General features: G+C 50.5%; 16 protein-coding genes. 2 read left to right on the top strand and 14 right to left on the bottom strand.

Annotated features, from left to right (window positions below):
* Positions 1–28: 28 nt before the first annotated feature.
* Entirely contained in the window at positions 29–904 is an 876-nt protein-coding gene (locus ACFOSD_RS09125) for a YiiX/YebB-like N1pC/P60 family cysteine hydrolase (protein WP_380695717.1), read from the top strand.
* Between the two features lie 16 nt (positions 905–920).
* Here the strand turns inward: ACFOSD_RS09125 and ACFOSD_RS09120 are convergent, their stop codons facing one another.
* The 13 genes from ACFOSD_RS09120 to ACFOSD_RS09060 all read right to left on the bottom strand — a co-directional run bounded on the left by ACFOSD_RS09120 (position 921) and on the right by ACFOSD_RS09060 (position 10382).
* Positions 921–1403: a hypothetical protein gene (locus tag ACFOSD_RS09120; RefSeq protein ID WP_380695715.1), complete on the bottom strand. Its 483-nt coding sequence runs from the start codon at positions 1401–1403 to the stop codon at positions 921–923.
* Between the two features lie 91 nt (positions 1404–1494).
* On the bottom strand, positions 1495–2025 hold the full coding sequence (locus ACFOSD_RS09115) for an Lcl C-terminal domain-containing protein (RefSeq protein ID WP_380695713.1): 531 nt from the start codon (positions 2023–2025) through the stop codon (positions 1495–1497).
* A gap of 352 nt (positions 2026–2377) precedes the next feature.
* Complete coding sequence (locus ACFOSD_RS09110; RefSeq protein WP_380695711.1) at positions 2378–2716, bottom strand: PilZ domain-containing protein; 339 nt, start codon at positions 2714–2716, stop codon at positions 2378–2380.
* A gap of 18 nt (positions 2717–2734) precedes the next feature.
* On the bottom strand, positions 2735–3715 hold the full coding sequence (gene holB, locus ACFOSD_RS09105) for a DNA polymerase III subunit delta' (RefSeq protein WP_380695709.1): 981 nt from the start codon (positions 3713–3715) through the stop codon (positions 2735–2737).
* Complete coding sequence (tmk, locus tag ACFOSD_RS09100; protein ID WP_380695707.1) at positions 3715–4338, bottom strand: dTMP kinase; 624 nt, start codon at positions 4336–4338, stop codon at positions 3715–3717. Before tmk ends, holB begins: the two co-directional genes overlap by 1 nt.
* Positions 4335–5387 (bottom strand): endolytic transglycosylase MltG, encoded by a 1053-nt coding sequence (mltG, locus tag ACFOSD_RS09095; RefSeq protein WP_380695705.1) that lies wholly within the window; start codon positions 5385–5387, stop codon positions 4335–4337. Before mltG ends, tmk begins: the two co-directional genes overlap by 4 nt.
* Positions 5374–6192, bottom strand: coding sequence for an aminotransferase class IV (locus ACFOSD_RS09090; protein WP_380695703.1), 819 nt, complete (start codon positions 6190–6192; stop codon positions 5374–5376). Before ACFOSD_RS09090 ends, mltG begins: the two co-directional genes overlap by 14 nt.
* A 28-nt stretch (positions 6193–6220) precedes the next feature.
* The gene (gene fabF / locus ACFOSD_RS09085) at positions 6221–7462 is read right to left on the bottom strand and encodes a beta-ketoacyl-ACP synthase II (RefSeq protein WP_380695701.1); all 1242 of its coding nucleotides are present in this window, start codon (positions 7460–7462) and stop codon (positions 6221–6223) included.
* Between the two features lie 87 nt (positions 7463–7549).
* A complete protein-coding gene (gene acpP, locus ACFOSD_RS09080; protein ID WP_380695699.1) occupies positions 7550–7786 on the bottom strand; it encodes an acyl carrier protein in 237 nt (78 codons plus the stop codon).
* A gap of 109 nt (positions 7787–7895) precedes the next feature.
* A complete protein-coding gene (gene fabG, locus ACFOSD_RS09075; RefSeq protein WP_380695697.1) occupies positions 7896–8639 on the bottom strand; it encodes a 3-oxoacyl-ACP reductase FabG in 744 nt (247 codons plus the stop codon).
* Positions 8640–8657: 18 nt separating this feature from the next.
* Positions 8658–9593 (bottom strand): ACP S-malonyltransferase, encoded by a 936-nt coding sequence (gene fabD / locus ACFOSD_RS09070; RefSeq protein WP_380695695.1) that lies wholly within the window; start codon positions 9591–9593, stop codon positions 8658–8660.
* A gap of 167 nt (positions 9594–9760) precedes the next feature.
* A complete protein-coding gene (gene rpmF / locus ACFOSD_RS09065; protein WP_380695693.1) occupies positions 9761–9943 on the bottom strand; it encodes a 50S ribosomal protein L32 in 183 nt (60 codons plus the stop codon).
* Between the two features lie 13 nt (positions 9944–9956).
* Entirely contained in the window at positions 9957–10382 is a 426-nt protein-coding gene (locus tag ACFOSD_RS09060) for a YceD family protein (RefSeq protein ID WP_380695691.1), read from the bottom strand.
* Between the two features lie 168 nt (positions 10383–10550).
* Between ACFOSD_RS09060 and ACFOSD_RS09055 the strand changes: the two genes are divergently transcribed.
* A complete protein-coding gene (locus ACFOSD_RS09055) occupies positions 10551–11129 on the top strand; it encodes a Maf family protein (protein ID WP_380695689.1) in 579 nt (192 codons plus the stop codon).
* 105 nt (positions 11130–11234) lie between these two features.
* Here ACFOSD_RS09055 and ACFOSD_RS09050 read toward each other — a convergent pair whose 3' ends face one another.
* The gene (locus ACFOSD_RS09050; protein WP_380695687.1) at positions 11235–12221 is read right to left on the bottom strand and encodes a S49 family peptidase; all 987 of its coding nucleotides are present in this window, start codon (positions 12219–12221) and stop codon (positions 11235–11237) included.
* Positions 12222–12239: the final 18 nt, after the last annotated feature.

Below are 12239 nucleotides of genomic sequence, written 5' to 3'. Positions count from 1 at the left end.
AGCGACAATTCAAGGGAGTACGCAGAAAATGTTAACGCGCTTACTGAAGCGGGTAGAAGGTTGGTTAACCAAAGAGCATGAAGACAACAGTTATCCTATGAGTGATTTCGAGCGTTTACGCCACGAAATCAAGCCGGGGGATGTATTATTGGTTGAAGGGAAATCCCGTGTCGCTGAAGTCATTAAAACCGTTACCCAAAGTCGCTGGTCCCATGCAGCACTGTATATCGGGCGCCTGCATGATATTGAAGACCCTCGCCTGCGTGAACGTATTCGACAGTTTTTCGATGGTCAGCCCGACATTCAACTCATTGCCGAAAGTCAGTTGGGCCTAGGCACGGTGATCCGACCCCTCTATGTCTACGATCAAAAACACCTGCGTATTTGCCGACCGCGCGATCTGCGGTATCGCGATGGACAACAGGTGATTGCCTATGCGGTTAACCGACTAGGCACCGAGTACAACATACGGCAAATTTTTGATTTGGCGCGCTTCTATTTGCCTTGGAGTATTTTTCCCCGACGTTTACGCTCGTCATTGTTCGAATGGCAGTTAGGCGGCCACACGAGGACGGTTTGTTCAACCATGATCGCCGAAGCATTCGCCAGTATTCATTACCCCATTTTGCCACTGATCAAGCGCGGTGATGGCAACCAGATCCGCCTGTTCCAGCGCAACCCGTTGTTAAATGTACCATCTGACTTCGACTACTCCCCCTATTTCGACATCATAAAGTATCCTTTCTTCACCTTTGCGAGCGAAGAGAACCCAGCCTACCGAATGATGCCGTGGGAAGGCCAAGTCAGTTTGTCAGATGATGAAAAACACTTGTACGTAGATGTTGATTGGAAGGCGGCCGAACAGGCTAGACAGTCGATGCCAAGGCGTCCTGGAACGCCTTAGCCGGCTTGGACTGCTCTCAAAGCGTTCCAAGCAGTTGTTGAAAAGAATTGACTAAAAAATCCGTACTTTGTACGCCGGTTATCGTGTTCACGTGACGCCCTGTCCGGTCAAAGTATAACAACGTCGTTTGCCCGCCTTGATAACGCTGGGCGAATTGACGGCCAGAGACGGTGTTTAAGTTCAATACACGGAACTGCAATTCGGTCGACACTTGCTCTACCGCTGCTTCCGCATTACGGTCCAGTTGTCGGCACGTCGAACAATTCTGGTCATACAATTGCACCACGGTAGGACTACCGTTCCCAATGACGCTGACATCACGAAGATACGCATTTTGCGCTTGGTAGAACCAAGCCGTCCCAAATACCACCAACAATCCGACAGCAACAACCAGTAACCCCTTTAACCGGCGCAGTCGTTGCCATGGGGTTCGCTTCTTGGCCTTTTTTTCGGTCGCAGCCTTACGGGATTTTGCGGCATTAAAGCGGCGTTTACTCATGGTGCTGGCCTAATAAATTATTTGCCGAGTAACTTATCATCTCAACTGAAGTATGGAAACTCCGAAATATTCAGCAGCACTTAAGTACCGGTTACTGATCGCGCACTAGACGTACAAAGTTTGGAGTAGTGCGAAAATGTCCTGCGGGTTCACCCGATTGAAAATCAACTTGCCAAGCGATTGCATCATCTCGAGTCACTGATGACCAGTAAGAGGCTGCTTCGGTGTTGGGAAACGTATTGTAATCGATATTGGCTCGCCCTGAATTGACATCCACAATACAGCGCATATCAACGGAGTTGACCTGCACTCTGCCTTGGACGCAATCAACTAAACTGAGCAGTTCATCTGGCGTCGGTAGCCGCCATGGATTACTAGAGTCGGGTTCTAATTGGCGAACCAAGTCAGTGGCTTCGTACCATGTCAAACGCACTGCATCACCATCACAACCGTCACCTTGTGCTCGTTGTCCGACACTGCATTTCATCCATGTCAATGAATGAGCATTATCCGCTACCGTTGACGACAGATCTGCAACGACCTTATCGTCCGAACAACCGATTGAAAAAACAATTAATACTGCTGCTGAAACGGGAAATAATCGATGCAGATGGTCCTTCATACCTAACTTCCTTGATGCAAAATGTATTGAACGACTTTATTCTAACATTGTGATAACTTTTTTTAAAATAGTCATATCAAAATCAACATATCACTAAACAATAATATTCTTATTCATTATCTATAGACTTATGGTTATCTGAACTACTAAATTAGGTTTTAATATAATGTTGAATTAGCCTCGGGAATATATGGCTCATGCTCGGGGCTTTGTTGGCCAGTTGAAATCCTGCCGCGCCAAAGAGAATGCGTTAATCCTCATCGCAGATCAGTACACTGAAAGTCTGTAGCACGAAGGCCGTGTATAAGAAACCAAGGATAGTTCAGAATATCTCGCAAGACAGAGATAGAACTTACATGGTATGCGTGGGACGGTCGGCGGTGACGGTGCCCGCCAAATAAGTTTCTATTTTATCTTTTGCCAACTCACTTTTGGCATCAAATTGCACCCCAATCCCGGTCGCCCGATTGCCCTGCGCACCCTTTGGGGTTATCCAGACCACACGGCCTGTGATGGGTATTTTTTCTACTTCATCCATCAAATTCAGTAGAATAAACACATCATCGTGCAAGCGAAACGGTTTACTGGTCGCAATAAATAAACCACCACCCGTCACCCAAGGCATGTAGGCTGCATACAAGACCGACTTGTCCTTCATGGTGACTTGTAAAATACCGCTTCCAGGTAACATGGTGTAACCACTCAGAGTTTATTTTAGGATGCTGGGAATCCTAAGCCAGAACGATTCCAACAGCAATTGCCAGTTTAAGTTGTTGTTCAAACGTGCTGACTGCGTCACATCTTGAAGCGCATCGTACAATCGAAACCATGGCTGTACCTGTGGATATTGTTCGGCTATGCGTGGCAACTGATCAATCATATCGAGATTAACAACGCCCTCCGTGGAGCCCGTTTGAACCACTCTGATGATGTCGGTTACCCAGGACGTCCAGCAGCGCAACAAAACCTCAGGCTCAGTCGTAAGAAATGACTCCAAGGATCGCGTATTGAGCATAGGTTGACGAATTTGTTGAGCCAGCGCACGAATCCAAGGCTCTCGCTGCACCAAAATACCTTGTTCATGTGCCGCCAAACCGGTACAAGGCTGGCCATAATGCAAGGCCAACAATAATTTTGCTGTGTCCTCGTTCACACCTTTGTTTACCAACCAGGTAATGGACTGCTCTTTGGTTGGCGGGGCGAAGGAGAGCCGTTGTACGCGGCTGCGGATGGTCGGCAACAGTGCATTCATATCGTCTGTTTGCAATAACAAAAAGGTTCCAGCGGGCGGTTCTTCAAGAATCTTTAATAATGCATTCGCGGCGGCCGTATTCATGCGCTCGGCGGATTCAATCACAATGACCTTCTGGCCTCCCGCTTGCGCGGTATTGTGGGCAAAGTTTACCACTTGCCTTACTGCATCAACTTTGATGAGTTGTGCCTTACCGTCCGGCTGCAGACGCAGACCATCAGGGTGTGTACCTGCTGCATGCAGCTGGCACGCATGGCACTGACCACAAGGTCTTAACGACCCGTGCTGGCATAAAACATAGGATTCAAACCATGTTAACCACGATGTAATACCCATGCCTGCCCCGCCACTGATCATCATGGCGTGTGGCAGTCGACGCTGGGTAGCCAACTGTGTAATACGTTCCTGTAGGGGCTGAAGCCAAGGGAAAGTATCCATCAGATCAACTTACTCAATCCGTCTGCAATGTGCTGCTGTACCATCGGCAAGGGCAAGGTCGCATCGACCACCAAATAGCGTTGCGGATCGGCTTTCGCACGAGCCAAATAAACGTCACGAGCCCGCTCGAAAAACGGCAATCGTTCATTTTCAAAACGATCTAAAGCTCCCCGAGCCGAAGCCCGCTGTAACCCAACATCAGCGGGCGCATCCAGCAGGATAGTCAAATCGGGCTTTAGACCTCGCTGCACTAGCTGTTCCAGGTGCTCTATGTCTCCCATCGGCAACCCCCGCCCTGCGCCTTGATAGGCAAAGGTGGCGTCCGTAAACCGATCGCTGACGACCCAAAAACCTTCTTCCAGTGCCGGACGTATCTTCGTATTTAAATGCTGCGCTCGCGCACCAAACACCAACAAAAGTTCACACCACGCATCTACAGCCTCTTCGCGCGGTTCCAATAGCAAGCGGCGAATGTCCTCCGCCAAAGGGGTTCCGCCCGGTTCGCGGGTCACTATGTGTTCGACGCTGTTGCGGAACAAATAGTCACTCACAAAATGCACGTTGGTCGACTTGCCAACACCTTCCAATCCTTCAATGGAAATAAACTTTCCTTGTGCGGTCATTGTTCGGCCTCTGGTGGTGGTTGCGGCGGCGGTGATGAACGATAATCTTCTGCGCGCCGCAGTTGAAAGCGCCGAACCGCCGCTTGGTGATCGGCATAGGTGTCATTAAATTCATGCGTCCCATCACCCCGCGCCACAAAGAACAATGAGGTTCCAGGCTCCGGGTTCAGCGCCGCTCGAATAGCATCCGTGCCGGGCATTGCAATAGGCGTGGGAGGGAAGCCACCGACTCGATAGGTGTTGTACGGTGTCGTAGTGTTAAGATGACGGCGCGTGATGTTGCCGCGAAAATCTTCGCCCAGCCCGTAAATGACGGTAGGGTCAGTTTCCAGGCGCATATTTCGTTGCAGGCGGCGGGTAAACACACCCGAAATTTCTCCTCTCTCCCATGGCGCACCCGTTTCCTTCTCCACAATGGACGCCAAGATCAAGGCTTCATAAGGCGTTTTCACAACGGCTTCGGCGGACCTGTTTTCCCATTCTTCAGCCAACACCCGCGCCATTTTGTCACGCGCTTGTTCCAATATGGATAAGTCCGTCGCCCCTCTACTGAAAAAGTAGGTGTCCGGATAAAGCATCCCCTCCGGTATTTCGGCATCCAAAGCCAGGTCCTGAGCTACGGCTTCATCGGACAGTTCCGTAATAGTTTGTTCAATTAACTCATGTTCAGTTAAAGCAACACGCCAATCACGAAAGCGCCACCCCTCAATAAACGTGATTTGATATTGCAGAGTGCGACCACTTTGCAGAAGGCTCAACACCTCTGGCACAGTGGCCTGCGGTGGAATTTCATACTCACCAGCGCGCAAGGCCGTTTGTTCGGTTAAACGAGCGTAACCGTATAGAAAATCGGCATGCGGATAAATGCCTTGCTCGGCTAACCGCCCGGCTACGGAGCGAACGCCAGAACCGCGAGGAACATCGAACACGACGGGTTCAAGATTCATGGTGGGTGTCTTGTATAACGAATATAACCAACCCGAGGCACCGGCGAACAACAATATGCCAAGGGTCGTACAGATGAAGAGCCAACGTTTAAGGGTTTTCATAAAACAACTCAAATACAGCCTCACGCACCTTTGTTACCAGCGGTGAGGTCACGGAGAACGGCGTAGTACCCATATTTTCGATCAATTGTATGCCGCGCACGGCATTAGTAAGCCAAACAGATTCGGCGGACAACACTGCTGACGGCAGAAAATCACCGATCACAACCGGTATTTTTTGTGTTCGTAAATAGTCTATCAGCCAAGCACGCAGTACCCCGGCCACGCCCCAATGCTCTAACCTGGGGGTGTACACAATACCATGGCGCGAGAAAAAGAGATTGCTGCTCAGCCCTTCACGCACATAGCCCTGAGCATCACAACGCAACCAAGTCTTCCCTGCACAGCGCTGCGCAGCCAAAACCTGGTCCAGCCGGTTGACATGTTTACTGACGGACAATGGGTCGGTTGTCATGGCGACAGGATCGAACTCTACACCTTTCACACAAGAGACAACCGTTTGAGGAGCATCGGATACTTGCCATAAGCTGGTTAAGTCGCCCGCCTTGGCAGCGTAACCCCGTTCAGCCTGAACATGGGACAATTGATAACGTACGACATGCTGGCGATGCAATTCGAGATCAGCCGTAACCTGCTCCAATTCCGCCAAAAAGCTTGTTGCTACTTGATCAGGACCATAACCTAATTGCTGCGCGCCCTGTTTCAGCCTATGGATATGCCAGGGTAACAGTGGAATGCCACCCTGCCAGCGCATGGTTTCAAACACGCCTTGCCCTAACAACTCTGCTCGACTAACAAACCCGACGTTAACGGGTCTGCCAGCCAAAAATCGGAGTTCATGGGCCATGCCAAGATCCTCTAGCAGAGCAATGCATTTAAGACAATCGGCTGAATACCAACGTGCCGTTTGTGCCACCGAAACCAAACGAATTCGACATAGCATGATCAATCTTCATTGGCCGTGCGCCATCAGCGATAAAGTCCACGTCACAACCTTCGTCCGGGTTTTCCAGGTTGATGGTCGGTGGAGCCACTTGGTCACGAATAGCCAATACGGTGAAGATGGCTTCGACAGCGCCTGCGGCGCCTAAAAGGTGCCCGATCATCGACTTCGTAGAGCTCATGCGAATCTGCTTGTAATCAGCGCCATACAAAGATTTAGCTGCTGCACACTCGGCTTTGTCACCGGCCGGTGTTGATGTGCCATGGGCATTGATGTAGTGAATGTCTTGTGCCGTCAATTTTGCGTCTTGAATCGCATTTAACATAGACGCCGCCGCCCCAGCACCATTCTCTGGCGGAGAGGTCATGTGGTAGGCATCACCACTCATGCCAAAACCCGTCAGCTCAGCATAAATTTTTGCGCCACGCGCTTTGGCACGTTCATACTCTTCCAGTACAACCACACCCGCTCCGTCGGCCAATACAAAGCCATCACGATCACGATCCCAAGGCCGACTGGCGCCTTGCGGATCGTCATTGCGTTGCGACAGCGCACGGGCCGCCGAAAATCCGCCAATACCTAAGGGTGTAGAGGCGCACTCTGCGCCACCCGCCACCATGACATCAGCATCGCCGTAGGCGATGGTACGTGCAGCATAACCGATGGAATGGCTACCGGTTGTACAGGCCGTAGTGATCGCAATATTGGGGCCTTTCATGCCATAACGAATGGAGAGATTGCCCGCAATCATGTTGATGATGGCAGCCGGGATAAAGAACGGCGAAATACGACGTGGGCCGCTTGAATTCAGCACATCATGGTTTTTCTCAATGGTTTCTAAACCACCGATGCCAGAGCCGATTGAACAACCAATCCTGCCTGCATTCTCTGGTGTAACTTCAATACCTGAATCTTCCACAGCTTGCACCGCGGCGGCGATTCCGTACTGAATAAATTTGTCCATTTTCTTTGCTTCTTTGGGATGTATGTATGCATCCGTATCAAAGCCGGGAACCGTGCCACAGAAACGTGTAGCAAAAGGTGTCGGATCAAAGTGTTCGATAGGCCGAATACCACTTTTTCCAGCCAGAATTCCGGCCCATGTGTCATTCACGTTAACGCCCAAAGGTGACAACATTCCGAGTCCTGTCACGACAACACGACGGCGAGACATAGCATTACTCCCCTTTTAGAAACAAGAAAAGCCGCATGTGTTGATCACAGTACGGCTTTTGAAAACCTATTCGGTAATTAGCAACAATTACGACAGGTGAGCATTGATGTAATCGATGGCGTCTTGCACAGATGCCAATTTTTCAGCTTCTTCGTCAGGAATTTCAGTTTCGAATTCCTCTTCTAAAGCCATAACCAATTCAACGGTGTCCAGTGAATCAGCGCCGAGGTCATCAACGAAAGAAGCTTGTGGCGTCACATCTTCTTCTTTGGCGCCCAGCTGCTCGCAGACGATCTTCTTTACGCGCTCTTCAATAGTACTCATCGTTATGCTCCCGCAAAAATGTTCAAGCAATCAAAATTAAATCGGTTGCTAGTGTATTAAAAGGCTGGAACTCGCCGCAAGTAAAAAATTACTTGCAGAAAATTCACTATTAACCCATGTACATGCCGCCATTAACGTGCAAGGTTTCCCCTGTCACATAGCTAGCATCATCACTGACCAAGAAAGCCACCACTTTGGCGACCTCCTCGGCTTGTCCCAAGCGACCCAAGGGTACTTGCGACAGGATTTTTTCTTTGTGTTCCGCTGGTAACTCATCCGTCATGTCCGTTTGGATAAATCCTGGCGCTACGGCATTCACCGTAATATTTCGTGACGCTATCTCTTTCGCTAAAGACCGAGTGAATCCTTCGATACCGGCCTTCGATGCGCCATAGTTTACCTGACCTGCGTTGCCCATTGAACCAATGACTGAACTAACGCTCACAATTCGACCCCAACGAGCCTTGGTCATCGGTTTTATGCAGGCTTTAGCGAGACGAAAAACAGAGCTTAAGTTGGTATCAATGACATCATTCCATTCGTCATCCTTCATGCGCAGGAACAAATTGTCTTTGGTGATACCGGCATTGTTGACAACAATCAAAGGCTCGCCAAAATCGGCTTTGATCTCAGCCAACGCAGCAGCAATACTCTCCGGGCTGGTCACGTTCATGGTGTAGCCCTTGCCCGCTACACCGGCTGCCGTTAGGTATTCCGATATTTTTCCCGCACCGCTCTCTGAAGTCGCGGTACCCGCTACGTGGTAGCCACGGCTCGCTAACGTAAGAGCAATGGCTTTACCTATTCCTCGACTTGCGCCAGTAACCAGTGCGACCTTGTTTTGCTCTGTCATAATCTGTTTCCTTCTCCGTTAACTGTTGCTATCGACCAACGCTTGCTCGAAGCCATCAGGCTGCTCCAATGGGCTGACCGATACGGTTTTATCAATTCGTTTAACCAGCCCAGATAATACCTTACCGGGGCCGCACTCAGCAGCCCAAGTTACACCTGCGGCTGCCGCAAATTGCACGGACTGCACCCATTGTACAGGACGGTACAATTGCTCAACTAAATTCGTCCGCAACATTTCGACATCAGAATGCGCCCGCGCGTCGACATTTTGTATGACCGGACGCGTCGGTGTTTGCCATTCTATCATTGCGAGCTCTGCCGCCAGTTGTTCAGCCGCAGGACGCATTAAGGCGCAGTGACTGGGGGCACTTACCGACAGTGGCAAGGCACGTTTCGCGCCCTTTTCTTTCGCCGAAGCCATGGCCAACTCTACCCCTTTTGCGGTTCCAGCAATCACTACTTGACCCGGAGCATTAAAATTGACCGCTTCACACACTTCTTGTCCGGCCGCTGCGCAGGCCGCAACCACATCACTATCGTCCAGCCCAATAATAGCAGCCATTGCACCAGCGCCCACTGGCACCGCAGACTGCATGAGCCGTCCTCGAGTCTCCACTAGCTTCACGGCATCCGCAAAAGTAATGACCTGCGCCGCCACCAAAGCACTGTATTCACCTAAACTGTGTCCGGCAAAAAAGTCGGGCGTAGACCCTTGACGCTCTTGCCAGAGACGCCACAAGGCAACGCTGGCCGTCAAAATGGCCGGCTGGGTTCTTTCCGTACGGTTTAGTTCATCTTCTGGGCCGTTGGCCACTAAGTCCAATAAATCATAACCCAATACTTCCGACGCTTCGAAAAAGGTCGCAGAGACCAAGGCTTCTTTGCCTATCATATCGGCCAACATGCCGACAGATTGCGAACCTTGACCAGGAAAGAAAAAAGCGGTCCGACTCATGATGATTCCCAGTGTATTAAATTTGTTTGGACGGTCATTATGTTTACCCTTAAGGCAAATGCCAAGGGGAAACCGGCAAAAGACTTATGCTAGGAAAGCCCTAGCCAATAAAAAACGGCGGGACATTCACTGCCACCGCCGTTCATTTGTAAGCTGATTAATTAAGCTTACTCGTCGCCTTTATCAACGACTTTACGACCACGATAGAAACCGTCAGGCGTTACGTGGTGACGCAGGTGCTTTTCACCCGTTACATTGTCTTCTGAAATTGCTGCATTAGCACCCAGTGCATCATGCGAGCGACGATCACCACGGCGAGCGCGGGTCTTTTTGTTCTGTTGAACGGCCATTGTACAATTACTCCTACTTTTTCTGACTGGCTTTTAAGTCAGCCAGGATGCTAAACGGGTTAGGTTTCTCTGGTACCGAACTCAAGGACGGATCATCCTCGTTCTCGATACCGAAAGACATTTTTATCTGGCATTCCTCAGGCTCATGCTTAGGAAATACCGGTATGGCTAACAGAAGCGTATCTTCCAGTAGCGCACCAACAGCGACTTCTTCCCCAGGCGGTACAAGCCATGGGTCATAGCGCTTTGGCAACGACGGCACCTGAGACTCCTCAGCCACCAACGCCAATTCAAACTCGGTATCGACGCTGTAGTGCATATCACCCATACAGCGTTCACAGGTTAAAGTAACTTCGCCGGTTACGCGACCTGCTGCAACGCGATACCCATCTTGATCTCGACTGAACTCAACCGCGACATTTACTGATTCAAGCGCCACCACTGCTTCTTTCACACGAGGCAAAAGATTGGCTGATACAGAGCCGCTGAAGCGGGCATTTCGATCCGCTAGGCGATATGGCTCAAAAAAATTAGGGAGCGCTGAGTTTGTCATGGGCGCAGTATGATATTCTCCACCCTCCTAACTGTCAAAATGAAATTAAGAAATATGCAACTTATTCTCGCTTCGACATCGCCATATCGTAAAGAATTGCTCACGAGGCTCCATATTCCGTTCCAAACGGCCCGTCCCGATGCAGATGAAACGCCTCTACCGGGCGAAATGCCGGAAACGCTTGCCTTGCGCCTCGCGTCATTAAAAGCGGAGAGCTTAGCTGACACGTTTACCGACGCCTTGATCATTGGCAGTGATCAGGTCGCCACTTTGGACGACATCGTGCCGATCGGCAAACCCGGCACAGTAGATCAAGCCAAGTCTCAGTTGCGCGCCGCCAGCGGCAGAACCGTGACCTTTTATACGGGCCTTAGTGTATTCAATAGTGCAAACGGACAACAGGATGCGCTGGTAGATCGTTATGAAATTCAGTTTCGTAACCTGACCGATGCTGAAATAGACCGTTACATTGAACTGGAGCAGCCGCTGGATTGTGCCGGCAGTTTTAAATCCGAAGGCTTGGGCAGCGCGCTCTTTGCACGCCATCAAGGCGCCGACCCAACGAGCCTGATCGGGTTGCCCTTAATTGCATTGTGTAGCCTACTGCAAAAACACGGCATGAAGGTTTTGTAGCAAACGCCTCAAGAACCCCAGCAAGAGCTCTCGGCGCATGCCTACAGCGCACCACGGCAGGCAAAGAGTATTTGTAGCGCCAATAGAGAACGCCACAAAACCTATTTACTGCAAGGTCAAACTAGGTTCATCGCCCATCGAGAGCAGGATGTTCGCCACACCCTGCCCGATGGACACGCCAAAATCTTCCAGAATTTGCCGCCAAGGGTCTTTTTCCGCATCAAAGAAATAGATACGGGGGCTACCTATTTGCTCCGCTAGCCCACGCACCGTACTCACGCCATCGGTTAGCCCCAAATTCACCGCTTGTGCGCCCGTCCACATAAAGCCATTAAAAATACGCGGATCATCACGTTGCAGTCGCTCGCCACGACCTTGCTCCACCGCTGCAATAAACTGCCGATGCACATCGCCCAACACATTTTCCCAGTGGGCTGTTTCCGCCTCATTTTCTGGACTGAACGCATCGAGAAAGGCTTTATTTTCACCGGACGTATACAATCGACGCTCTATACCCAAGCGCTCCATGGCTTCCGAAAAACCGAAGCCACTGGAAATAACCCCAATCGAGCCGACCAAGCTGGCACCACTGGCATAAATCTCATCGGCTGCTGCGGCCACAAAATAACCACCGCTTGCGCCGATCTCCTCAATAACGGCATACACTGGAACCTGCTCATGATCTTGTCGTAATTGCCGTACCAAGTCATACATCATTTGGGCTTGAACGGGACTGCCACCTGGCGAGTTAATGGACAACACCACCGCCCTGGTATCCGGGTGAGCAAACGCATCCATGAGCGGCCGTCGCAACGATTCAAACGAGGCATCTGCGCCATCCGCAATTACCCCATGCACCTTAACGACTGCCGTATGACCGCCAGTGGACACAATGTCTTCAGATGCGGACCAAAAGCTACCGCGCAACGCCAAGAGCAGAATGGCAAACAGATATAAAAATGTCAGTGACTTAAAAACAATACCCCAACGACGGGATTTTTTTAGCTCCTCACTGTGCGTCAGTACCACCTTCTCAATCAACTGCCATTCTCGACGACTTGGCTGATCATTGCCCTTAGGGTTTAGCTCCACAACTCACCTCAAAACTGA

It is taken from the genome of Salinispirillum marinum (assembly GCF_042650105.1).
Classification (GTDB): Bacteria; Pseudomonadota; Gammaproteobacteria; order Pseudomonadales; family Natronospirillaceae; genus Salinispirillum; species Salinispirillum marinum.
This window is presented reverse-complemented; position numbering and strand designations above follow the sequence as displayed.